The organism is Lactonifactor longoviformis DSM 17459, assembly GCF_900129135.1.
GTDB classification, from domain to species: Bacteria; Bacillota; Clostridia; order Lachnospirales; family Lachnospiraceae; genus Lactonifactor; species Lactonifactor longoviformis.
On record NZ_FQVI01000006.1, the window covers coordinates 43,537 to 68,414 of the forward strand.

Below are 24,878 nucleotides of genomic sequence, written 5' to 3' on the forward strand. Positions count from 1 at the left end.
TCAGAATGAAGAATCGAACAAATAAAATACTTTATATCATAAGTATCGCATTTCTGGTGCTGGGAGCGGTGGGACTGATAATATCAATGGAAATGCGGGAAAGCGTACAGCCACAGGGTACAGTGGATGAAGAGAAGATAAGCTTCGCTTTATATGGCAATGAAGAAATACAAAAGATTGCAGAAGAAGTAGCGGAAACCTTTATGAAACAGAATAAGTGCAAGGTCGAGGTATACTGCTATGCTTCAGAAGAAGAACTGAATTCCAAAATAATCAGTCAGATAGCAGGAGGGACTACTTTTGATGTTTTCTATACAAATCAAGATATTCTTTCCAGGTTAATGGAAGTTAATGAACTTCAGGAGCTGGACGATATAGTAGAGTCCAGGCGTCAGGAAGGGGATGAATTTTATGCGGTAGCACTGGAGAACGGAAATTTCGATGGAAAGCAATATGCACTGCCTGCGGGGGTTATGCCCTACATGATTTATTATAATAGAAGTTTTCTTACAGAAAATGGGTTGGAGGATGTTCAGACATTGTTTGAAAAAAAGCAGTGGAATTTAGAAGGATTTGCAGCCTATATGAGGGCTGTTAAAGAGAGAACAGGAAAACCGGGGATTGCGCTGCCAGGAGACTGGACTGTGGCAGAGCCTTTTGTGCGTTGTGACGGAGGCAAATATAAAGCGGCGGATGGTCAGGTTGAATTGAATGATAAAGCACTGGAAACATTGGAGGTTCTGGGACAGTTGATGGAGGAAGGGACTGTGATGAATGCTGAAACAGAGGACAGTACATCTTTGGCAGAAGCGTTTTCCGCAGGAGAACTGCCTATGATTATTGGCGGTCTGGAGATGACGCGTGTTTGCAGCAGGATAGATTTTGAATGGGATATTGTCCCTTATCCCTCTGTTGAGAGTGATTTCCAGAATAGTAATTTTGATGTCCCACTGGTCGCAGCGGGGAATGGCAAGCATGTGCGGATGGCTAAGAAATTTCTCAGTTACTATGTCAGTACTCTGGGACAGAAAATCCGCCTGGAAAAGGGAGAATGTCTGATTCCTTCTTTGAGCATGGTTTTTTACACCAGTATGGGGGATGTGGAATTTCCCGAGCATTCCAATTATTATTTCTTTGCTATCGAAAATGGATACTCTTCTAACAGAACTGGTATTTTAGATAATGAAAAAGAACAGATACTGGATATCTGGGGGGATTACATGGAGGACGGAACATGAAAATAGGACGTTGGCTGTTTTGGGTAATATTGTCAGCAGTCATTCTGACCGGGTGCGGCAGGCATTCTCAGCAAGAGGAGAACAGCATGATCAAGCTGGCTTTTATTTCGAAAGATCTGGATCATTACTGGTATCAGCAGGTGAAGTCAGGAATGGAAAGCAAATGTCAGGAAATGGGGATGAAGCTGCAGTGTTTTAATTCGGATTATGATGACGATACATGTATCAGACAGGTAAAGCAGGTGATCAGGGAAGAATATGATGGCCTGATGATCTGCGCAACTGAGCAGAAGCTGGGGAGCGAAATAGGAAAGCTGTGTGCGGAAGCGGAAATTCCTGTAGTCACGATAGATGATTCCATGAGGGATGCCGATGGTAAGGAATTCCCTTATGTAGGTATGGCAACAAGGGAAGTTGGCTCTATTGGCGGAGCTGCGCTGGCAAAGATGGCAAAGGAAAAGGAGTTTCCGCTGGAAAACGGGGATGTACGCATATTGGAAATAGATGTACCCCGTCTGAGTGTTTTTCGAGAGCGGCTGACAGGATATGAGGATGCACTGCTTACCAATTCGCCTCTAAACAGGGAGAACATTACGGTAATTGATGTTTCTACAGGAATGTATGAGGCAAATTGCGAAATAGTAAAGCGCTATTTTCAGGAAAATGTTCCGGATAAAAATACCTACTGGATTATCTGTGGGGTAAACGATGACTGTGCATTAGCTCCAATGCATGTTCTGAAAGAGATGGGTGTTCCAGCGGAACAGATTATTGCCTGTGGTCTGGGCGGGTATGAACTGAGTATCCGGGAATTTGAGGCGCAAAACAGGAACTATATAACAGTTATGACCCAGCCGGATGTTGAGGGAGCACAGGCAGCGGAGATGCTGCATGAATATCTGGTGAATGGAGAAGAGCTGGATACTTCTATTATCCTGGGCGGGGCAGTTGCGACCTGTGATAATTATATGCTATATTTTGAAGATAGTGGCAATAAATAAAGGGGCTGTCGGGAAATGGTTTTTTCAACTCCCGGACACCCCATTAGGAGCATCCCTGTAGGAATCATGGCTTTCATGCCTCTTGTTCGTTTTTTTCTCTTATGCAGTTTTCCCTTCTTCTGCTCTTTCGTATTTCTTTAATTCCCCTTGCAGAAATCGATAGTATTTATTCTGATTTCGCCCCATCTCATGCAGCATGAATTCTTTATTTACTTTTCCTTCGTTCAATAATGAAATGTTTTCATTCTCATTCATATCTCCGAAATTTCCCTCCGTCTGGATAGAGCGTACCACACGGTGATGCGCCTCTTCCCCGCTTTGGGTATTCTCTTAACTTTCTTCCTGCAGCTCTCGGGCCTCATAGATTGCTTTTCCATGCCCCTGTTTTCCTTTGTTCGATGCTTCCTCTCCATACAAAGGTGTAGCGGTTCGCATTTGCTTCTATAATTGTACTGTCGATATACAGCGTCTTAGGTGTCACCAGGCCTTCTTTTTCCAGACGGCGGATAAACTGATAGTGGAGGTCATCCAGGACCTCGTCCGTAAGCTTCTCGCCGATAAAATCATAAAAATCATCCCGCAATCACACATATATAAAACCTCCTAAGAGTTTGAAACTGATTTTGCCAAAGTGAGTCCGAAAATTGCTTTCCCGATTGGACAAAATCACAGCACATATTGCCAAGATTGTCTCATTCTAAAAGATAATGGGATATGGTTTAATATACTCAAGTTAAAACAGAACACACAAACAAGGGTGTTCACAAAGAATAAGGAGGAAGCAGAATATGAAGCGAAGAGTATTGGGTGGTATTTTGGCGATGGCAATGGTATTGTCCTGTGTTGGCTGTGGCAGCCAGTCTGCGGGTACGGCAGGAGCGGATGCAGGCAGCGGCGCTGCTGAAAAAACTGCGGAGTCGACAGAGGCAGCAGAAGAGAAATCTGACGGGAAGGATTTGAAATTTGTATACATATCCAAGCAGCTGACTCACCCCTGGTTTGTTCAGGAAGAGATGGGAATTAAAAAAGCCTGTGATGAATTGGGAATTGAATATGTGGGAATTGACAGTGACGGAAATGATGAGAAATGTCTTTCTGATATTGACAGTGCATTTTCGATGGAAGCAGATGCACTCTTGATGTGCATCACCAATCAGAGTATGGGTCCGAATGCAGCGCAAAAATGTAAGGATGAGGGAATCCCACTGGTGACGATTGACGATAATATCATGGATGCAGATGGAAATCAGGTTCCCCATGTCGGAATGCCTACGAAGGAAGTAGGAATGTTGGGCGGTGAAGAACTGGCGAAGATGGCAAATGAAAGAGACTTTTTCAAAGAGGGAAATAAGGTGAAGGTTCTTCAGATTGATATTCCCACGAATACAGTATTTGCTCCGAGACTGGACGGATACAAGGAAGCTCTGATGGAAAATACGCCATTGAAAGAAGAAGATTTCATCCGGGTGGAGGCAGCCGATGCGACAGCATCTTATGAGGAAAATCTGGCCGTAGCGTCTCCGATTGTCCTGGGAAATCCGGATGTAACACATTGGATCGTAACAGGAGCTAATGATGACTGTGCGCTGGCACCTATGACAGTACTGGAAGAACAGAATTTTGACATGAATAATGTGCTTGCCTGTGGACTTGGGGGATATGAGATGTCTCTTGAAAAATTTAAAGCAGGTGATCCCAGTTATATTGCAATTGTATTGCAGCCGGATGTAGAAGGATATAAAGCAGTTCAAATAGCGTATGACTACATCGTAAATGGAACAGAAATGCCGGAGAACACTTTTGTTTCAGGTTCTATTGCAAATTCTGAGAACTATCTGGACTTCTATCCCAACGGCAAATTGATGACAGATCAGTAATTGTGGACTATGCCGGGAAATGTTTTGTAAAAGACATTTCCCGCGCGCCTGATAGGGAAAGGAAGGTGGAAGATGTGGCAGAGAATATTGTAACCTGTCAGAAGATTAGGAAGAGTTTTCCGGGGGTCCTGGCGTTGGACGATGTTGATTTTGAACTGAAAAAAGGTGAAGTTCATGCGTTGTGTGGCGAGAATGGGGCAGGAAAATCCACATTGATTAAAATCCTCACAGGTTTGTACGGAAAGGATTCCGGAAGAATTATCTATGAAGGAAATGAAATAAATTTTAAATCTGTTCAGGAGTGCAGAAATAATGGAATATCTCTGATTCCCCAGGAAATTCATCTGGCACAGGATCTAACGGTGGCAGAAAATGTAATGATGACGCAATACCCTGTAAAGCATGGAAAAGTTGACTGGAATGCCATGCGGGAGAAAACTTTAGAATTACAGAAACGCATTGGGTGTGAGAATCATTTTACGCCGGATACGCGAGTTGGTGATTTAAGTATGGGACATCAGCAGCTGATCGAAATTATGAAAGCAATTTCTACAGAATTAAAGGTTATCGCTTTTGATGAACCGACCAGTTCTCTCTCGGATGATGAGACGGAACGTCTGTTTCATCTGATAAAGGAACTGAAGGAACAGGGAATCTCTATTATTTATGTCAGTCATCGTCTTGGTGAGATATTTAAGGTATGTGACAGGGTCACGGTTTTTAAAGATGGAAAATATGTGGATACAAAAGTAATAAATGACGTGAGCGCAAAGAGCCTGGTTGCTTTGATGGTTGGGCGGGAAACAGGGGGCTATCTGAAAGAAAAGAATTATACGGATATATCCCGGAAGGTTTTGGAAGTGGAAGGACTGTGCTGGGATAAAAAAGTGAAAAATGTATCCTTCTTTTTGAACAAAGGAGAAATCCTTGGGATGTTCGGTATTGTCGGGGCAGGACGGACAGAGACTGCCAGATTAATCTTTGGACTGGAGAAAAAGGAGCGGGGAAGGATTAAAATAAATGGGGAAACTGTGGAAATCCGGAATCCCCGGCAGGCAGTAAAACGTAAGCTGGGTTTTGTAACAGAGGACAGACGGGGAGAAGGTTTGTCAACAGTTTCCAGTGTGCAGTGGAATATAACAATGCCATACCTGAAAAAACTTTCATCGTCCTTACAGACAATTCATCATAAGCAGGAGTGCGACAATGCGCAGAAATTGTCAGCAAAGCTCAGGATTAAGGCAGCCTCCCTGGACGACAGTGCAGGCTCACTCTCTGGAGGAAACCAGCAGAAAATTGTTATCGCGAAATGGCTGGGAGCTGAATCAGAAATATTGATCTTTGATGAGCCTACAAGGGGAATCGATGTGGGAGCTAAGGCGGAAATTTACCGTCTTATGGAACAACTGGCATCCGAAGGAAAATCTATCATTATGATTTCTTCGGAGCTTCCGGAACTGCTGTCTCTGTCTGATAGGATCCTGGTATACCGTGATGGTGAGATTAATAAGGAGTTTACAGAGGTAGGAGATTTGACGGAGGAACAGGTTCTCCATTATGCAATCATGAAAGATGAAGGAGGAGATAAATTGTGAAAAAAGAACGTTCACTGAAAATTAATGGAGACATGCTTAATAAGTATATACTGGTAGCGCTGCTGATTATCGAGCTGGTTGTTTTTTCTATGTTGTCGGATTATTTCCTGACAATGAAAAATATTTTTGCCATCGGGTTAAATATTTCTGTACTGGGTATTGTGTCGATTGGACAGACATTATGTATTTTGACATCGGATTTTGACCTGTCCGTAGGAAATGCAGCAGCCTTTACAGGGATCATGCTGGGTGTTTTCTTTGAAAAAATGGGCATGAATTATGTGCTGGCATTTATTCTTGCAATTGGAGTAGCTGCCCTTGTTGGATTAGTCAACGGATTGCTTATTACGAAACTGAATATCAATGCATTTATAACAACGATGGCTACTAATTTTATGCTGGGCGGTCTGGTATTGCTGGTGTCCGGCGGGCAGGCAATTCTATCCTCAAAACCGGCGTTTGGGGCTATCGGAAGAACTACTTTTACCGGATTGAAAATACCACTTGCCATGGTGATTTTTATAGTGCTGTATCTGATTTTCTCCTGGTTTCTGAAAAATACTGTTTTGGGACGATATATTTACTGTGTCGGCGGTAATGCAGAGTCGGCTAAAATTGCGGGTATCAATATACATAAAGTCAAAATCATCACATATGTGCTCAGTGGTGCACTGGCAGGTTTTGCAGGAATTGTTCTGGCCTCAAGAATGAACGCAGCGCAGATTTCTGTGGGAAGTACATATGGGATGGAATCTATTGCCGGTACAGTGCTGGGTGGAACTGTATTATCGGGTGGTAAAGGCAAGATGCTGGGAACTTTCATGGGAGTTCTTGTTACAGGAATCCTTTCCAATGGTCTGACTATGCTGGGATTAAATCAGGCGTGGAGAGATATAGCGACAGGGCTTTTGCTGGTTTTTGCAATTATTATGCAGAATGTAACCGGAAAAATCAAGCGATAGGGAATGCATAGGGACGAGTTCTGATGTGACAGTCTCATCATCAATTTTGGAATGAAAAGGAGTAGAAAAATGACATCGAGAGAAAGAGTGATAGCAGCATTAAATCATGAAACACCGGATTATGTACCAATGGATTTGGGTGGCTGCGGCCAGACGGGAATAAGTGCAAGTACACTGTACCAGCTTAGAAAAGCGTATGGACTGGATGAACACCCTGTCAAAATTGTAGAGCCTTATCAGATATTAGGGGAAGTTGAATTAGATTTACTGGAAAAAATCGGTGGCGACGTCGTTCCTCTATGGAACAGGGATAATCTGATGGGAATTTCCAACCTGAATTGTACGAAACCATGGACTCTGTGCGACGGCACGCCCACATTAATGTCTGAAGACTTTGAGTATGATGTGGATGAGCGGGGATATACCTATGTTTATCCCTGTGGTGACAGAAGCGTAAAACCAAGCCTGATGATGACAAAAGAAGGTTTTTTCTTCGATAATATTGAGCGCTCGGAGTATGACGAGGATAATCTGACACCACTGGAGGATTATAGAGATAGCTTTACGGTAAAGACGGAAGCTGACTGTGAACATTGGGAAAAGCAGATTAAACACATTTACGATACATCTGATTACGCTGTGTTTGGCTGTCTGGGCGGTATGAGCATTGGGGATGCAGCGGAAGTTCCGGGGCCTTTCCTGAAAAACCCCAAGGGTATCCGCGGTGTACAGGACTGGTTAATGGCACATCTCCTGTACCCGGAATATGTGGAAGAGGTGTATGCTTATGCCGCAGATGTTATGATTAAGAATCTGGAACTTTATAAGCAGGCTGTTGGAAATAAAATTCAGGCAATCTGGCTGAGTGGAACTGATTTTGGAACCCAGAATGCGCCAATGCATTCTCTGAATACATTCCGTAATCTGTATAAGCCATACTATAAAAAAGTCAATGACTGGATCCATGAGAACACGACATGGAAGACCTTCTATCACACCTGTGGGGCGGTTGCAGGCTTTATGGAGGATTTCATTGATATGGGTATGGACATTGTAAACCCGGTGCAATTATCAGCGGCAGGCATGGACGGCCGCGAGTTGAAAGCAAAATACGGCGATAGAATTACGTTCTGGGGCGGAGGCGTAGATACACAGCATACCCTGCCATCAGGAACGCCGGAAGAAGTATACAATGAAGTTATGGAGAGATTAAATATATTCAGTCCAAATGGAGGATTTGTATTTGCTACCATTCATAATGTAGTAGCAAAAGTACCAGCAGAAAATCTGGTGGCAATGTACAAAGCAGTTAAGGATTTCAGAGGAATCTGAAGTCTTAGCTGACATATATCCCTTAATATGTGTAAAGGGGCTGTGAAAAAACAGTCCGAATAAATAAAGAGGATTTTCAATACACTTTAGTGGTTGAAAATCCTCTTGTTGGAAGGGCTGTCAGGATTATGGGTATCAGGTGGAAAACGCAGAGGAACTCCCCACTGCACCGGTGATCTCCTATTTTCTTTGTGACAGTTGGTATACAACTGCTAAAGTAATGGACAGCTTTATCCGGAAAGGTTTCTACACGATTGGTGCATTAAAGACCAACTGGATCATTTATCCAAAAGAAGCCTTTGGAAATCCGAAAGCATTATGGATATTTATATCCACGAATGTAGAATTATCCACACAGGAGCTCCTTGATACGTACACAAAACGCTGGCGGATTGAATTATTTTTTCGTCAAAGCAAAGGCAAGCTTGCACTGGATAAATATCAAATGCGTTTCAGGAAGAGAATCCAAAGGTATTGGCTGATTATGTCATTGGTCCACTACCTATGCTGCATATATTCAGGCGAATTTTGTACATTTGAAGAAGGATACTCCTATATGCAGAAGCAAGTATAAGGCATAAAAAAACATTGACATCGGGGAATGAAAGAATATAATAAGATTAAAGACATCGAATAGTGCACATTCATGTTGCAAGTGTTGCGGAACGCGTTCCACAACACTTGCAAAAATATTTGGAATATATTTTATTTTTTATCAGGTATGGAACGGGTTCCATGGTGCTAATTCGGTAGTGTAAAGTAGCATATGAAAATTGGAGCTAAAAAATAGTTCCAGAGGAACCTAGAAAATTGCAGATATATTAGTTTTTTAGCGGCGTCCGCCACCCTTGACGGCACACCAAGGGCAAAGCCAGAACCTTTGGTTCTGGTGGCTGGATATTTTACCTCTTGCTCGGAATCTAAAAACAGATAGAAGCTTTGTTCGGATGTTTTAAGATTGCCTGCTGGAGACGTGAAAATCCGTGTGACGGATGGGGACCGGATGTGCAGATCAATTCGCCCGATGTAAATAATGTAACAAACTTGAAAGGCGAAGGCAACGACATGTTCTTTATTGACGGGGAAGAATATCCAAGCCTTAATGGTACGGGAACAGAAGACTATTTTAATCATACCTGGGGAATGCAGAGAAATGCATACCCACTCTTTGAAACAATTGTCCATGAGGGTGATACCGATGGTTTCCAGGTGTCATACAGATTTCATTTCAAGGATCCCGTTTGCTTTGAAAAGAGTTTAAAGGTAACAATTGAGCATGAACATGCAAATCATTTATCCGACAATTGGAGTTCAACCACTTATTGGTATCAGACGCTGCCTACAAGTAAGAAAGTCACGATTCTTCCGGTGGAAGAAAGACTTCCGAATGTTCCGACTCCGCCGGGTAGAGAACTTAAACTGCCGGAAATGACATATGAGATGAAGCTGTAAGGAATCATGGGCAAAGCGTTGGGAGGAATACAGTCCTGCAAGGCAGGAACAGTTTAGGATAAAAGAAGAAAAAGCGCGTCGTGAGTGAAGGCTTAATACAGGATTTGCCAAAAAGCCTCGTGATAAATATAGATAACTTGGAGGAGTTTTATGTCCAGAGAATTGATGCAAGAGAATATTGTGAAGGCCCAGCAGGAGATTGATGCCAAAAAAGAGATTGTAAAAAATGGAAAGATGCGACAGCACTATCATTTTATGGCCCAGACGGGCTGGATGAATGATCCCAATGGACTGATCTATTATAAAGGAAAATATCATTTTTTCTTTCAGTATAATCCATATTACGGATTCTGGGATTGTATGCACTGGGGGCATGCCGTAAGCGATGATATGCTGCATTGGGAGTATCTGCCGCTGGCATTGGCACCTTCTGAGACCTATGACAATCATCTGCGGGGCGGCTGTTTCTCCGGAAGCGCAATTGAGCATGACGGGAAATTGTTTCTGATGTTTACTGGTACCGCTAATAATGGAAATGGATTTGAACAGACACAGTGTATTGCCTATAGCGAGGATGGCATTCATTTTGAAAAATATGAGGGAAATCCGGTACTGACTGCACCAGAAGGGGTACCCTCCGATTTTTTCAGGGATCCCAAGGTTTGGAAACATGGAGATACGTATTATATGGTATGCGGGGCAAGCCGCAGCAATAGAGCACAGGCACTTTTGTACCGTTCTAAGGATATGCTGCACTGGGAGCTCTTTAATGTGCTGGCCGAAAGCCGGGGTGAGTGGGGCTATATGTGGGAGTGTCCGGATTTTTATCCTATTGGTGATAAATATGTGCTTATGTTCTCACCAATGGGAGCAGGAGAGCGTACGGTTGTGTATTTGGTCGGCGATTTTGACTATGAGACCGGTAAGTTTGATTATCATGTGAATGGAGAAATTGACTGGGGATTTGATTACTATGCGCCGCAGTCATTTGAGGCACCGGACGGACGCAGAATCATTGTTGGCTGGGCAAATGCATGGGACTGGATGCCGTTTTGGAAGGATTGGGGACCAACATACCAGGAGGGCTGGTGCGGCTCTTATAATATTCCAAGAGAGGTACGCCTTATGGAAGATTATACCCTACAGTTTGTGCCCATAAGGGAGATTGAAACGATCCGCACAGATGCATGGCAGAAGGAAAATATGGTAATAAAGCAGGAAAAGGCTATAGTAAAAGCCGGAGACGGAGTATCTTTTGAGTGTAAGCTTACGGTTGATCTTGAGCAGACGGATGCAGAACAATTAAAGGTTGTGCTGCGCTGCGGGAACGGACAGCAGACCGTATGTACCTTTGATTTTACAAAAAGTATAATGTCTGTGAACAGAAATCATGCAGACGGCTGGAGCAAGGGAGTGTCTGAGAGCACATTATATCTCCGGAATAAAAAAGAATTAGATGTTCATATATTATCAGACCAGAGTTCTGTGGAAATCTTTACTAATCAGTATCGGAATAATCATTCTTTGAATATTTATGCGGGCAGCGCACAAAACCAGACATATCTGTGCAGCTGCGGAGGACAGACCGTACTTAAGAAGATAGAAACATATGGGCTGAAAGAGTGCAACCGATAGGAGAAGATTAAGCTAATTTCCTAAGCTTAAGACTTTTTAGCCGGAAGGTATGGGGGCAAGGGGGACGGTGAGAGAAATCCCGCGGCAGCGGGCTGGCAGTATCGGACGGGAGGAAGGCTTAAGTTCCGGGGACACCTCCGTCGCCAAGAGAGTCTAAGACAAAACCGGAATCCCCGCCGGAGCACCGTTCGTATGGCCAAAGAATGCTTTATGTGCATTCTCTGCACATGCTCACTTTTTTTCGGCTTGGACTGCCGAAAAAATCTCCAGCGTGAATCCCGTTTTTGCCTAAGACTCTCTAGTCACTCCAGCGGAATCGTCCGCGGAACTTAAGCCCTCCCTCCCGTCCGAACCAGCCAGCCCGCCGCCGCAGGATTCCTCTCACCTGGGTATGGGAAAGTTCCAGGGGGGGAGATTTATCAGAACGGGAATGGAATCTTACACATAGGATATGGCTGTAAATTTGTCAGATAGAATATAGATGTAATGTAACCAGAAAGTATGGAAGTGATAACGGTAACAGGTTTGGCTGTTTATCCAAAACATCGAGCGATCATAAATGATGAATAATATGAAAAGTGTACAACTCACGACCTTCCCCACCCGTTTTCCGTGAATGTGAAGTGAGTCTCTGTCAGGATATAGGAGGGAGCACCGGGGAGACAGGGCCAGGCCAGGGGCCGGGGGATAGGGACCAGTCAGGGAGGTTAAGCGGAGTGAGCCTAAGATCCAGTCCACCAGCTATTTAGCGAGGAAGGCTTTCCTGACGAGCTTAGCAGCTGGTAGGACTTAGCTTAGGGGAACGGAGCCTCGAGCTGACTGGTCCCTATCCCCCGGCCCCTGGCCTGGCCCTGTCTCCCCGGTGCTCCCTCCTATATCCGTCCGTCTGTAACGCCCTGCTTTCGGACTACATACCCCCGAACTTCACATACATAAAACTAAAATCAGGCATTTTACAACAATATCCCCTCTAATCTAGACGAAAAAAGACATTAAAATGTATAAAATGCAAAAAACCTCTTCCTTTTTCTGCAGAAAGTATTATATTATACTATTAGTTGTTTATTTCGCAAAGGCCAAAAAGGACTGCAGGACTGCGGCAGCGAATAAAACAAAAGAAAAAGTATAAGGCAGAGGTATCCTATGAAGGTTGTTATCCTGGCGGGCGGGTTCGGTACGAGAATCAGCGAAGAAAGCCATTTAAAACCAAAGCCCATGGTGGAGATCGGGGAAAAGCCCATCCTGTGGCATATTATGAAATTATATTCCCATTATGGATTTGACGAATTTGTGATCTGCTGCGGCTATAAGCAGCATATGATAAAAGAGTGGTTTGCACACTATTTCCTGTACAACAGCGACGTGACCTTTGACCTGACCCAGGGAAACAGAAGAATCATACATAATAACATTTCTGAACCGTGGAAAGTAACGGTAGTAGATACCGGACTGCGGACTATGACCGGCGGACGTATTAAACGGATCCGCGAGTATCTGAATGAGGAGACTTTTATGCTCACCTACGGGGACGGAGTTGCCGATGTGAATATCAGAGAGCTTCTCGCATATCACCAGTCCAACGGGAAAATGGCGACTATAACAGCTGCCCAGCCCAGCGGGCGTTTCGGTGTGCTGGACATCCAGGACGACGGAAGTATCTCCAATTTTAAGGAAAAGAAAAAAGAGGATGAGGGCTGGATCAATGCCGGGTTTATGGTACTGGAACCGGAGATACTCAACTTAGTCCAGGATGACGACACTATATTTGAGAGATATCCCCTGGAGGAAGCAGCCAGAAGAGGCCAGCTGAATGCCTATAAGCATACCGGTTTCTGGCAGTGTATGGATACTTTGAGTGAAAAGGAAAAGCTGGAGCAGATGTGGCAGTCAGGCAGTGCTCCCTGGAAGGTGTGGAACTAATGGCAGATATAGAATTTTATCGGGGAAAAAGAGTGTTTGTGACCGGACATACAGGGTTTAAGGGAACCTGGCTTTGTAAGATGCTGCTTGAGGCAGGGGCTGTTGTCACGGGATATGCACTGGATCCCCCTACAGATCCCAGTCTGTTTGCCGTCAGCAAAATTGCCGGACAAATGCAGTCGGTTACCGGGGATATCAGGGATCTTCCCCTTCTCATGAAAACCGTGGAGGAGGCACGCCCGGAGGTTGTCTTCCATCTGGCGGCACAGCCTATTGTGAGGGAATCCTATGTGAATCCTGTATCCACATACGGGACAAATGTAATGGGAACTGTCCACATTCTGGAGTGCGTGAGGAAGACAGGGTGTGTAAAGTCATTTCTCAATGTAACTACCGACAAGGTATACCGCAACCGGGAGTGGGAGTGGGGGTATCGGGAGACAGATGAGCTGGACGGCTACGACCCTTATTCCAACAGCAAATCCTGCGCAGAGCTGGTAACCCACAGCTACCGGCAGTCCTTCCTTGAGGAAGCCGGGATTCCCGTGTCCACAGCTCGTGCAGGCAATGTCATAGGAGGAGGGGATTTTGCGCCGGACCGCATCCTTCCGGACTGTATAAGGGCAGCCCAAGAGAAGGAACCTATAATAGTACGGAATCCACACTCCACCAGGCCGTATCAGCATGTGCTGGAGCCCTTGTCCGCCTATCTTTTGATTGCCCGGAGGCAATACGGGGATCCCAGTCTTGCAGGGTGCTATAACGTAGGCCCGGAGGAGGGAGACTGCATTACCACAGGGCAGCTGGCCGATATTTTCTGCCGTTCCTGGGGGGATGGGCAGACCTGGATAAACCAGTCTCTGGATGGGCCGCATGAAGCGAACTTTCTGAAGCTGGACTGCTCCAGAATCAAAAAAGAGCTGGGATGGAAACCGGTATGGCACGTGCAGGAAGCCGTTGAAAGAACGGTGGCGTGGACCAAGGCATATCTGGCGGGAGCGGATGTGTCTGCAGTGATGGAACAGCAGATAGAAGAATATAGGAAAAAGCAGGTGAAAGAATCATGTTTGAACATATGACAGAGCAGCAGGCCAGGGACCATATTCTGGAGATGGTCAGTGCCTACTGTGATACGTACCATAATAAAAAGAAGGACTATGTTCCCGGAGACAGGATTTCCTATGCGGCCAGAGTGTACGGCCAGGAAGAGATGGTGAATCTGGTGGACAGCGCCCTGGAATTCTGGCTTACCTCCGGAAGATACACAGATCAGTTTGAGAAGGAATTTGCGGGCTATCTCGGGCTGCGCTTCTGTTCTCTGGTGAATTCGGGATCTTCCGCTAATCTGCTGGCCTTTATGGCGCTGACGTCCCCTCTTCTGGGAGAACGTCAGATCCGGCCGGGGGACGAGGTAATCACTGTGGCTGCCGGCTTCCCCACAACGGTCGCTCCTGTGGTACAGTACGGGGCAGTGCCAGTTTTTGCAGATGTCACCATTCCCCAGTATAACATAGATGTAGCCAGTCTTGAGGAGGCTCTCTCCGGCAGGACAAAGGCAGTGATGCTCGCCCACACCCTGGGGAACCCCTTTGACCTGAAGGCCGTGAAATCCTTCTGTGAAGCACACAACCTGTGGCTTATTGAGGACAACTGCGATGCTCTGGGTTCGGTATATACGTGGAACGGCAGGAAGAGACTCACGGGCACCATAGGAGATATCGGCACTTCCAGCTTCTATCCGCCTCACCATATGACTATGGGAGAGGGCGGTGCAGTCTATACGGACAATCCCCTTCTTCATAAAATAATCCGCTCCCTCAGGGACTGGGGCAGAGACTGCAGCTGTCCTTCCGGAAAGGACAATCTCTGCGGACACCGGTTTGACCGCCAGTACGGAGAGCTTCCTCTGGGATATGATCACAAATATGTGTATTCTCACTTTGGATACAATCTGAAAGCTACAGACATGCAGGCAGCCATCGGCTGTGCCCAGCTGAAAAAATTCCCGGGTTTTGTGGAAAAGAGAATCCGCAACTTTGATTATCTGAGAGCAGGGCTGGCAGACACGGAGGATAAGCTGATTCTGCCGGCAGCCTGTGAAGGATCCCAACCCAGCTGGTTTGGGTTCCTTATGACCTGCAGGGAAGGAGTGGACAGGAATCGGGTAGTACCCTTCCTGGAGAAGAAAGGCGTGCAGACCAGGATGCTTTTTGCGGGTAATCTTGTGAAGCATCCCTGCTTTGACCGTATGAGGGCCGAAGGCGCCGGGTACCGGATTGCGGGGAGCCTTGAGAATACAGACCGGATTATGCGGGATTCCTTCTGGATCGGCGTCTATCCCGGAATGACAGATGAGATGCTGGATTATATGATACAGACAGTCAGGGAAGCTGTGAACCAGGAGGAGATATCCAATGCTCATTGATGAAAAGCTGAGATGGTATGGATTCTGGCTTCTGGATGCAGTAAAGGGCGGCAGGGTCAGGAAATACTATAATCAGATTCACAGGGGGTTTTGTGATGGTACTTCTCTGGAGGAGACCCGGGAAAAGCTTCAGAAGCTGATTGCCCACGCGGTGAGAACTACCGGGTATTATAAAGAGTACCCGGAGGACACTCCGCTGGAACAGCTCCCTGTGGTTAACAAGGATACCTTTCGTGAACATTATGGGGAATTTCAGTCCTCTGTGTTTAGAGAGGCTTCTGATAACCGGATAATGTGTACCAGCGGTTCCACAGGAACCCCCCTTAGGATGATACAGAATAAGGACAAGATTGACCATAACACAGCGGGAGGAATCTTCCTCGGAGCTGTGGGTGGCTATTATATAGGAATGAAAGAGGCTTTCCTGCGGGTCTGGGTGAATAATGTGAAGAAGAGCAGGCTTCGTCTGCTCCAGGAAAACCTCATTATGATGGACAGCTCTAATCTGGATGACACTGCCCTTTCAGAGATGACAGATATCATCCGGAAAAAGAAGGTGAAGTGTCTGGTGGGTTATTCTTCCGCGTTGGGTGAGCTGAGCCGATACATCGATCGTCATCAGGTTCCCACAGAAAGTTTTCAGGTTAAGTCTGTGATCCCCATCTCTGAGGCCATGCCGAGAGCAGATCGGGAGGCCCTGCAACGGCAGTTTTCCTGCCCGGTGCGGGCCTGGTATTCCAATGAAGAAAATGGAATTATGGGGATACAGAACAAAAAGGATGAGGGATACCACATCGACACGGAAAGCTATTATTATGAAATCCTCAAAATGGATTCCAACGAGCCCGCAGAGCCCGGGGAGCTGGGGCGGATTGTAATCACGGATTTGTATAATTATGCATTTCCCATCATACGGTATGATAATGGGGATACTGCCATTGCAAGGAAACGGGTAAAGGACGGCAGATATCAGCTAATTCTTACGGAGCTTTACGGCAGAAGAAGCGACCTCATCTACGACTGTGAGGGCAGGCCGGTGACACCTTATATTATTACCAATAATATGTGGGATGTCCGCGGGGTCCGTCAATTCCGCTTTATACAGATGGATGAGACAAAATATACCCTGTGGCTGAACGGGAATAAGGATGAGATTGACGAGACTCTGATACTGGAGAGAATCCGGCCCCATCTGGGGGAGAAAGCCCTAATCACCATAGAATATGTGGATGAGATTCCGGTGCTTCAGTCTGGAAAGAGAAAATATATCGAAAACCGCTGTGAAAAGTACCGGCGGCAATGAAGTACAGAAAGCAGGTAAATCACAAGTGACAGTGGGGAGACAGAACAAAACAATTATAACCAATACCATGTATACCATGGGCGGAATGCTCCTGATGAACGGCGTTCTGCAGCTTGTGATCTATCCGTTGCTGAACCGTCAGATGGGGGCAGAGCAGCTGGGAAACCTCCTGTATATTATGGGGCTTGTCAGTATTCTCTGCCCTTCTGTAGGCCAGTCACTGAATACCAGCCGCCTGGTGGTGAGAAGGGATTATCCGGTAACGAACGGAGATTATGACTGGACAATCCTGATCTTCGGTGTGGCGGGAAGCGCGGCCGCACTGGGCTTCTCAGGGAAGGAACTGCATACGCCTTCAGCTTATATCGCCACATTCCTTTTGTTAATGATTACAATTTTTCGGTACTATGGGGATGTGGAATATCGTCTGAACCTGAACTACAAGAGGTACTTTATTTACTATCTGATGATTTCTCTGGGGTATTTGGGAGGTTTTTTCCTCTACCGCATAAGCGGGAACTGGTTCTTGATTTTTCTTCTGGGGGAATCTCTGGCCCTTCTGTATGTGGGGATCTCAGGTACTGTTTTCAGGAGCTTTTTTGCCAGAAGCGCCAGCTTTTCTGTAGTGATCCGCCGGGGACTGTTCCTTACGCTTTCTTATCTTATCACCAATACCACCCTGAATATGGACCGTCTGGTGCTGAACCGGCTGATGGGAAATCTGGCGGTTACGGAATATTACGTAGTATCCTTAATCGGAAAAACTATGGTACTGTTAATTGCCCCTGTGAATACTATTGTCATATCCTATCTGACAAAGCGCAGAGAAACCCTCACCAAGAAACAGTTCTTAAAAGGAGTGGCCGCGGGACTGGGAATAAGCGCCCTGTTTTTCCTGTTCTGCGAGATTGCCACACCCATTTTTATCCGGCTGTTCTATGGAGATCTGTATGAATCCGTAAAAGGGCTGATTCTGGTTACGAATCTGACGCAGATTCTGGGTCTGCTCTCTGCATTTTTATTTATACTAGTGCTGACCTTTACAGATGAGAGATGGCAGCTGTGGCTGCAGGCAGCACATTTTGTACTCCTGCTGGTACTGGCAGCTGCAGGGACCAGGGCATTTGGGATTTTGGGATTTGCCTGGGCTTCTCTTGCGGCAAACAGCCTCAGGGTAGGGGCGGTGATACTGCTGGGTGTGGCGAAAGCCAGGAAAGGATGAATATGCAGTTAGGTGAAGTATTGCGCCGGTTGGCCTTTAATGGTTTAGACGCCCTTCAGGGGGGAAAGCTCAACCGGTTAAAAGAGGTAAATAAACGAGAAATTGTCCAGGGGGTCACCCCGGAATATATAGACAGAAGAATAGAAAAGCTGCTGGATTATGCCAGGGAGAATTCTCCTTATTACAGAAAGTATAAGGGGGCAGAATGCCTCCGTGACTTCCCGGTGCTGAACAAGGGGGATTACCTGGAACATTATGAGGAGATTCCCTGTGAGGGATACAGCAATAAGGAAAAGATATATTCCCTGAGCACCAGCGGCTCTACGGGAACTCCCTTCACGGTCATATGCGACGGAGATAAAATGAACCGTGTAAATATGAACTTTATCTCCTGCATGGAGCTGAATGGGTTCCGTATGGGGATGAAAAGAGGGGAGTTCCGGGTATGGATCCCGGGAAAGAATACCATCAGCAGCTGGAAATCATTTAAAAATAATCTGCTGATGATTGATATCTCCAATATGGGGGATGACGCCCTGGCAGGCATCTGCAGGCGGATCCAGAGAGAAAAGATACAGGTACTGGTGAGCTACTCCAGTGCGCTGACCGCGCTCTCCCGCTACATATCCCGCAATAAGATAGAGGTGAAGGATTGGAGTGTGGAAATGATCTTTGCCATGGGGGAGGCTCTTCCCTGGGATACATATCATCTTCTCACAGAGGAGTTTGGCTTCTCCCCTGTGCGCTCCTACGGTAATAATGAAAATGGATTTATTGCCATTCAGCTGGGTGAGGAGAAGGGCTACACCATAGATCTCTATAATTTTTATGTAGAAATATTGAAGCTGGACAACGATGAGCCGGCCTCTCCGGGAGAACTGGGCCGGATTGTAGTCACCGATTATTATAATAAAATGTTTCCTATGATCCGGTATGATACGGGAGACACCGGGATTATGGAGCTGAAAACAGATAAAAAAGGCAGGGTGCACGGCACACTCACGGAAATCTACGGCAGAAGAGGTTCTCTGCTCTTTAACTGCAAAGGGGAGCCGCTGTCCATACACGTATTTATGAATGTGCTGATCCATCTGGAAGGCATTGTACATCAGGCAAAATGCATTCAGTGGGACAGAACCCAATATGAGCTGCTGCTGAATGCAGATCGTGAAAAGATTAAGGAAGAAGAAGTGGTAGGGCTGTACCGCAGATATCTGGGGGAGGAAGCAGACATACGTGTGACCTACGTGGATGAGATTCCCATACAGGCCTCGGGGAAGCGTATGGTATGTGAAAACCGCTGGAAAGAGAAATAGGAAGGCAGCAGTATGAAAAAGAAAGTATCCAACTACATTGCAGATTATATCTCCCAATGGGGAGTAAAACATGTGTTTACCGTTACCGGAGGGGGAGCCATGCATTTAAACGATGCTTTTGGCCATCACCCGGAGCTGAAATGCATCTATAACCATCATGAACAGGCTTCCGCCATGGCAGCGGAGGCATATGCCAGAGTGAACAACAGGATAGCGGCCGTGTGCGTTACCTCAGGGCCGGGGGCAGTCAACGCCCTTACAGGAGTGCTGTGCGGCTGGATGGATTCCATTCCCATGCTGGTTCTGTCCGGTCAGGTGCGGTATGACACTACGGTGAGAAGCACAGGGCTGGGACTCCGCAGTATGGGGGTACAGGAATACGACATTGTGCAGTCGGCAGCTCCTATGACAAAATATGCGGTCATGGTGACGGATCCACTCAGTATACGCTATCACCTGGAACGGGCTTTGTATCTGGCCGGCCACGGGCGGCCCGGCCCGGTGTGGCTGGATGTGCCTCTGAACGTTCAGGGGGCGGTAATAGAGACAGAGGATCTGATCCCCTACTGCCCCGAAGAAGACGCCGGGGAACTGCCCTGTGCTGTGCCGGAGGAAATAGTGGAACAGATTCTGGAGAAGATAAAGACAGCTTCCCGTCCTGTACTGTTCGCGGGAAATGGGGTGAGGCTGTCAGGGGCAATCCGTGAATTCCATGCTCTGGCGGAACATCTGGGGATACCGGTAGTTACAGGGATGAGCAGCGTAGACGCTATGGAGACGGCCCATCCTCTGTATACGGGGCGGAGCGGAGGAACCGGGGACCGGGCGGGGAACTTTGCGGTTCAGAACTGTGATGTACTCCTCTCCCTGGGCAGCCGCCAGAGCTTTGTGCAGACGGGCTTCCAATATAAAAGCTGGGCCCGGGGGGCTTATACCATTTTAAATGATATTGATGGGGAGGAATTGAAAAAACCTAATCTCCATGTGAGCCTTCCCGTATGCGGGGATGCCGCAGACCTGATACATAAGCTTTTGGCCTCGGTGAGAGAGCGGGGATGTTCTCCCGGACACCCGTGGTTTTCCGGGGAGGAATGGCGGAGGCAGTGCCTTGGCTGGAAAAAGAAATACCCGGTTGTGACAGAGAAACATTACCAGGACCTGGAACCGGGATATACCAATATCTATGCCTTTTATCATGAGCTAACGGACTTGCTGGAAGAGGGAGCCCAGATGGTAGTGAGCGTGGGCACCGCCCGGGTGGCGGGAAGCCAGGCGTCTGTCATCAAGAAGGACCAGAGATTTATTACAAACCCCAATACGGCTTCCATGGGGTATGGCCTCCCTGCAGCTATCGGTGTCAGCGCTGCCGGAGGAAGAGAAACCATCTGTGTCACCGGGGAGGGAAGCCTGCAGATGAACCTGCAGGAACTCCAGACCATTCTGCACAACAGGCTCCCCATACGGATCTTTGTCATTAATAACCAGGGGTATCATTCCATCCGTCAGACGCAGAGCAATTATTTTGGTGAGCCTCTGGTAGGAGTGGGAGAGGAAAGCGGGGATCTCAGCTTTCCGGAGCTGAGAAAACTGGCAGAAGCCTATGGGTATCCCTACTGCAGCTGCAGATCCGGGAAAACTCTGAGAGAGGATCTGAAGGCCGCCCTGAGGGCAGGAACCCCCTGTATCTGCGAAGTATATGCTACAAAATGCCAGATGACAGAGCCTAAGACCGCTTCCCGGCAGCTTCCCGACGGCACCATGGTATCTGCCACGCTGGAAGACATGTATCCCTTCCTGGACCGGGAGGAACTGGAAGATAACATGTACATCCCCCTGGAGGAGGAAGAATCGTGAAGAAGATTATAATAACCGGATCCACCAGTATGATAGGGACAGCACTTGTGCAGGAATGCCTGACCCGGGGACTGCTGGTCTACGCGGCGGTGCGCGAGGACTCTCCGAAGCTTTTGCGCCTTCCCCGCCATGAGCGGCTGAGGATTATCCGCTGTCCTCTGGAAGAGCTGGAACGGCTGCCAGGTCTCATCAAAGATTCCTGCGACACTTTTTACCATATTGCCTGGGGGAACACCGGTGCGTCCAGGGATAAAAGCGTTCAGCTTCAAAGCAATAATATTCAGTATACTCTGGATGCGGTGCGCGCGGCAAAGACACTTGGGTGCCGCCGGTTTATCGGCGCGGGATCCCAGGCGGAATATGGTGTGCTGGATATGGAACGGATCGGCCCCGGGGCTCCGGTCAGCCCACGGACACCCTACGGAGTCAGCAAGCTGGCCGCGGGTAAGCTGGCGTTTCTCCTTTGCCGGGAGCTGGGAATGGAGTGCATCTGGCCCAGGATCTTCAGTGTATACGGGATCCACGACAAGGAAAGCTCTATGATTATGAGCAGCATAGAGAAATTCCTCCGGGGACAGCCGGGGGAGTTTACCCCCGGGGAACAGAGGTGGGATTATCTGTACAGCAAGGACGCAGGCAGAGCGTACTATCTCATAGGGGAGAGGGGAAGAGATGGTGCCGTATACTGTGTGGGAAGCGGGAAAGCCCGTCTCCTGAAGGAATACATCTATGAGATGCGGGATGCGGCAGCACCCGGGGTACTTCCCGGTATAGGGAAACGTCCGTATCCGCCTGGCGCTGTTATGAACCTCTGTGCAGACATCAGTACCCTCACGCAAGATGTGGGGTTTGTTCCGGAATATACCTTTGAGCGGGGGATTAAGGAAACAGTAGAGTGGTTTAAGGAGAAAAATGTAAAATGAAGAAGAAAATATCCGTGATTATCCCAACGTACAATGAAGAGAAGAATGTAAAGCCTCTGGCAGCCGCCATAACAGAGGTCTTTACCCGAAAGCTCTCCAGGTACGACTATGAAATTATATTCATAGATAATCACTCTCAGGATCAGACCCAGAACTATCTTCGGGATCTTTGCAGAGAAAATAAAAAAATAAAGGCGATCTTCAACACAAAAAACTTCGGACAGATGCGCTCGCCTGTATATGGTCTGAAACAGACCACCGGGGACTGTGCCATCCGAATGTGTGCGGACTTCCAGGATCCCGTGGAGATGATTGAAAAATTTGTGCAGGAATGGGAAAACGGGCATAAGATTGTAATAGGCATTAAGAAATCCAGCAAGGAGAGGCGCATTATGTATGCTGTCCGTGCCTGCTACTATAAACTGGTAAAACGGATCACAGATATCGATCATATTGAACAGTTTACCGGCTTTGGCCTCTATGATAAATCCTTTGTGGATGTGGTGAGACAGCTTCACGATCCTATGCCGTATCTGAGAGGGATTATCGCAGAACTGGGCTATGACTATAAAGCCATTCCCTATGAGCAGCAGAAGAGAAAGGCCGGAAAAAGTAAAAATAATTTTTACAGCCTGTATGACTATGCTATGGTGGGGATTACTTCCTACTCCAAAGTTGTGATGCGTATGGCCACCTTTCTGGGCTTTTTGGTGGCCGGACTGAGCTTTCTGGCCGGTCTCTTCTACTTCGTTATGAAATTAATCTACTGGGACAGGTTTTCTGCGGGGGTTGCCCCTATGCTCATCGGCGTATTCTTTCTGGGAGCCCTGCAGTTATTTTTTATCGGCTTTCTCGGGGAATATGTGCTCAGCATTAATACCAGGGTTCTGGACAGGCCGCTGGTGGTAGAAGAGGAAAGAATTAATTTCGGGGACGGGTCTTCCTGCTCCGAAGAAGAAGCGTTAGTTGAGGAGAAGAATTGTGAAGAAGAAAGACAGAGAGACGCTGTTTAGCAGATGGAAGGGGATGCCCTTGCTGAAGAGCGAAGAAATAAGCAAACTAGATATTATAGTCACTATAGTGGTGCTGGCTTTTCTGTACGTCACCTTTTTGCACGGTGATATCAGAGTGACAGGAAACCGTTCCTTTCTGCTGTATAAGCATCCTTTTGACTTTTATAAGGCAAGCTTTGAGCAATCCGGCAACTTTTATGCCAATTATATGCCCAGCACGTTCCTCGCATTTGCCGTTTGGAACCTGCCCCTCTATTTTCTGAAGGGGGCTCCTGCGGACAATACCGTGAATTCTTTTGTGAGCAACATGTGGTATAAGCTCCTGCCGGTGCTTCTGTATTTTATTACAGCGCATCTTATCTACAAGATTGCTATGCTTCTGGGATTTGGAGAGAAGAAAGCAAGACTCTGTAAGTTTGCGTTTATCATCTTCCCCATTGGAGTGTACAGCCAGTTTATCTTCAGCCAGTATGACATCTTTACTGTGTTTTTTGTGGTATTGGGCTTATACTTTTACTTTAAGGGTGAGAAGTGGGATATGCTGAAGTTTGCCCTAGCCTTTGGAATGGCAGCCACCTTTAAGTACCAGGCTCTTGCCTATTTTCTGATTCTGCTGGTGCTGAAAGAGAAGAAGATACGGAATATCATAAAGTATGCAGTTCCAGCCCTGGCTCCCCTGGCTGCGGAGGTACTGCCCAACTGGAATTCTCCTTACTTTCACAGGAGTGTTCTTGGCTTTGGAGCCCTTGACTTTGTTGACAATGGTTTTGAAGTTGGATTTATCTCGGGGATCAACCTGATGATGGCGCTGGCTGCCTTCCTTCTGGTCTGGGCCTACCAGAAAAAAGCCGCAGCTCCCGGAGAACTGCAGTCCTGGGCGCTTTTTCTCACCACAGGTATGAGCTTTACCCTCTTTGGACTGGCAAACTGGAACCCTCAGTGGCTTCTGCTGATTGTTCCCTTCCTGCTGCTCAGCATCTTCCGGAATAAAAACGGCAATCTTTTTGTGATGATTACCAATATTCTTATGGTGGCCATGTATATATTCATGAGCCATTCTCTGGTAGGCGCCGGTGTGCTGACGGGGGGGATTTTTAAATATCTGATAGACGGGCGGCATTTTGCAACAAGCATGTGGGATATCTATGGATTCCACGATGAGACGCTTCTGGCCACGGCCATCTGGGTTGTCCTGCTGGCATATTTTGTCTTCAACCATCCCAGATTCCACACTAACCAGAGAACCGAGGTATCCAGAGGACTTCTGAACCAGCTCCGCGCAGCATTTGCAGTGGGGGTTCTGGCTTTCGCGGTACCCGCTTTCCTCTGCCTGGCCAGTGTGGTGAGGGGGGAAGTTATTTTCAAGGATAACTCCTCCGCAGAACGGGAGGAGTGTGTGGAGGTGGATGTGAGTGAAGACTCCAGCGTCCGGCAGCTGTTCTATGCTGACGGCAGTACACTCACAGATATCCAGATGAAGATGTGCCTCCATAACCGGATCAACGATTCGTACATGAATGTAGTGGTGCGCAGCCATGAAGACGGGACGGTGGTATATGAGGGACAGGTAGATACGCTTCCCTTTACCAGGGAAGATGCGCTGTACTCTGTGATAGAGGGTCCTGTGGAAGTGGAAAAAGGGCACCTGTATGAGCTGGAGCTTACCAGTCCTGCTGTGGAGATCGGGTGTATCTCCGGCTACTATAAAGAGGCAGGGGAGGGTGAGACTGAAGTGGCTCTGGATGAAGACGGAAACCCCACCGATCAGCAGCTGATTATGAAAATACGAGGGGTAGACAAATAGGAAAGG

At 47.1% G+C, this 24,878-nt stretch carries 21 protein-coding genes; 19 read left to right on the forward strand and 2 right to left on the reverse strand.

Going from position 1 to position 24,878, the window contains the following annotated elements; genetic code table 11:
* Positions 1-5: 5 nt before the first annotated feature.
* Both BUA56_RS07655 and BUA56_RS07660 read left to right on the forward strand, forming a co-directional pair.
* Positions 6-1,238: an ABC transporter substrate-binding protein gene (locus BUA56_RS07655; protein WP_072850545.1), complete on the forward strand. Its 1,233-nt coding sequence runs from the start codon at positions 6-8 to the stop codon at positions 1,236-1,238.
* Positions 1,235-2,239 (forward strand): substrate-binding domain-containing protein, encoded by a 1,005-nt coding sequence (locus BUA56_RS07660; RefSeq protein ID WP_072850547.1) that lies wholly within the window; start codon positions 1,235-1,237, stop codon positions 2,237-2,239. Before BUA56_RS07655 ends, BUA56_RS07660 begins: the two co-directional genes overlap by 4 nt.
* A 99-nt stretch (positions 2,240-2,338) precedes the next feature.
* Here BUA56_RS07660 and BUA56_RS22945 read toward each other — a convergent pair whose 3' ends face one another.
* Together BUA56_RS22945 and BUA56_RS23960 are read right to left on the reverse strand one after the other, a co-directional pair.
* On the reverse strand, positions 2,339-2,494 hold the full coding sequence (locus BUA56_RS22945; RefSeq protein WP_158640991.1) for a hypothetical protein: 156 nt from the start codon (positions 2,492-2,494) through the stop codon (positions 2,339-2,341).
* Between the two features lie 103 nt (positions 2,495-2,597).
* Positions 2,598-2,822, reverse strand: coding sequence for a hypothetical protein (locus BUA56_RS23960; RefSeq protein ID WP_341443407.1), 225 nt, complete (start codon positions 2,820-2,822; stop codon positions 2,598-2,600).
* 205 nt (positions 2,823-3,027) lie between these two features.
* Here BUA56_RS23960 and BUA56_RS07675 point away from each other — a divergent pair, with 205 nt between their 5' ends.
* The 17 genes from BUA56_RS07675 to BUA56_RS07755 all read left to right on the forward strand — a co-directional run bounded on the left by BUA56_RS07675 (position 3,028) and on the right by BUA56_RS07755 (position 24,872).
* Positions 3,028-4,116, forward strand: coding sequence for a substrate-binding domain-containing protein (locus tag BUA56_RS07675; protein ID WP_072850549.1), 1,089 nt, complete (start codon positions 3,028-3,030; stop codon positions 4,114-4,116).
* Positions 4,117-4,190: 74 nt separating this feature from the next.
* A complete protein-coding gene (locus tag BUA56_RS07680; RefSeq protein WP_072850773.1) occupies positions 4,191-5,711 on the forward strand; it encodes a sugar ABC transporter ATP-binding protein in 1,521 nt (506 codons plus the stop codon).
* Entirely contained in the window at positions 5,708-6,673 is a 966-nt protein-coding gene (locus tag BUA56_RS07685) for an ABC transporter permease (protein WP_072850551.1), read from the forward strand. The genes BUA56_RS07680 and BUA56_RS07685 overlap by 4 nt, the downstream gene beginning before the upstream one ends.
* 69 nt (positions 6,674-6,742) lie before the next feature.
* Positions 6,743-8,005 carry a uroporphyrinogen decarboxylase family protein gene (locus tag BUA56_RS07690; protein ID WP_072850553.1) on the forward strand — a complete coding sequence of 421 codons (1,263 nt, stop codon included), beginning with the start codon at positions 6,743-6,745 and terminating at the stop codon, positions 8,003-8,005.
* A 172-nt stretch (positions 8,006-8,177) separates the two neighbouring features.
* The gene (locus BUA56_RS07695; protein ID WP_278320848.1) at positions 8,178-8,579 is read left to right on the forward strand and encodes a transposase; all 402 of its coding nucleotides are present in this window, start codon (positions 8,178-8,180) and stop codon (positions 8,577-8,579) included.
* A gap of 431 nt (positions 8,580-9,010) precedes the next feature.
* Positions 9,011-9,457 (forward strand): DUF2961 domain-containing protein, encoded by a 447-nt coding sequence (locus BUA56_RS07700; protein ID WP_242946737.1) that lies wholly within the window; start codon positions 9,011-9,013, stop codon positions 9,455-9,457.
* 150 nt (positions 9,458-9,607) lie between these two features.
* Positions 9,608-11,092, forward strand: a complete 1,485-nt coding sequence (locus BUA56_RS07705) for a glycoside hydrolase family 32 protein (protein WP_072850559.1) — start codon at positions 9,608-9,610, stop codon at positions 11,090-11,092.
* 1,143 nt (positions 11,093-12,235) lie between these two features.
* Entirely contained in the window at positions 12,236-13,012 is a 777-nt protein-coding gene (rfbF, locus tag BUA56_RS07710) for a glucose-1-phosphate cytidylyltransferase (RefSeq protein ID WP_072850561.1), read from the forward strand.
* The gene (rfbG, locus tag BUA56_RS07715) at positions 13,012-14,091 is read left to right on the forward strand and encodes a CDP-glucose 4,6-dehydratase (RefSeq protein WP_072850562.1); all 1,080 of its coding nucleotides are present in this window, start codon (positions 13,012-13,014) and stop codon (positions 14,089-14,091) included. Before rfbF ends, rfbG begins: the two co-directional genes overlap by 1 nt.
* Positions 14,076-15,437, forward strand: a complete 1,362-nt coding sequence (rfbH, locus tag BUA56_RS07720; protein WP_072850564.1) for a lipopolysaccharide biosynthesis protein RfbH — start codon at positions 14,076-14,078, stop codon at positions 15,435-15,437. Before rfbG ends, rfbH begins: the two co-directional genes overlap by 16 nt.
* A complete protein-coding gene (locus tag BUA56_RS07725) occupies positions 15,427-16,740 on the forward strand; it encodes a phenylacetate--CoA ligase family protein (RefSeq protein ID WP_072850566.1) in 1,314 nt (437 codons plus the stop codon). Before rfbH ends, BUA56_RS07725 begins: the two co-directional genes overlap by 11 nt.
* Complete coding sequence (locus BUA56_RS07730; protein ID WP_207650922.1) at positions 16,718-17,962, forward strand: lipopolysaccharide biosynthesis protein; 1,245 nt, start codon at positions 16,718-16,720, stop codon at positions 17,960-17,962. The genes BUA56_RS07725 and BUA56_RS07730 overlap by 23 nt, the downstream gene beginning before the upstream one ends.
* A gap of 2 nt (positions 17,963-17,964) precedes the next feature.
* Positions 17,965-19,278 (forward strand): phenylacetate--CoA ligase family protein, encoded by a 1,314-nt coding sequence (locus BUA56_RS07735; RefSeq protein ID WP_072850570.1) that lies wholly within the window; start codon positions 17,965-17,967, stop codon positions 19,276-19,278.
* Positions 19,279-19,290: 12 nt separating this feature from the next.
* Positions 19,291-21,132: a thiamine pyrophosphate-binding protein gene (locus tag BUA56_RS07740; RefSeq protein WP_072850572.1), complete on the forward strand. Its 1,842-nt coding sequence runs from the start codon at positions 19,291-19,293 to the stop codon at positions 21,130-21,132.
* The gene (locus BUA56_RS07745; protein WP_072850574.1) at positions 21,129-22,055 is read left to right on the forward strand and encodes an NAD-dependent epimerase/dehydratase family protein; all 927 of its coding nucleotides are present in this window, start codon (positions 21,129-21,131) and stop codon (positions 22,053-22,055) included. Before BUA56_RS07740 ends, BUA56_RS07745 begins: the two co-directional genes overlap by 4 nt.
* Complete coding sequence (locus BUA56_RS07750) at positions 22,052-23,068, forward strand: glycosyltransferase family 2 protein (RefSeq protein ID WP_072850576.1); 1,017 nt, start codon at positions 22,052-22,054, stop codon at positions 23,066-23,068. Before BUA56_RS07745 ends, BUA56_RS07750 begins: the two co-directional genes overlap by 4 nt.
* Positions 23,037-24,872 carry a hypothetical protein gene (locus BUA56_RS07755; RefSeq protein WP_072850578.1) on the forward strand — a complete coding sequence of 612 codons (1,836 nt, stop codon included), beginning with the start codon at positions 23,037-23,039 and terminating at the stop codon, positions 24,870-24,872. Before BUA56_RS07750 ends, BUA56_RS07755 begins: the two co-directional genes overlap by 32 nt.
* Positions 24,873-24,878: the final 6 nt, after the last annotated feature.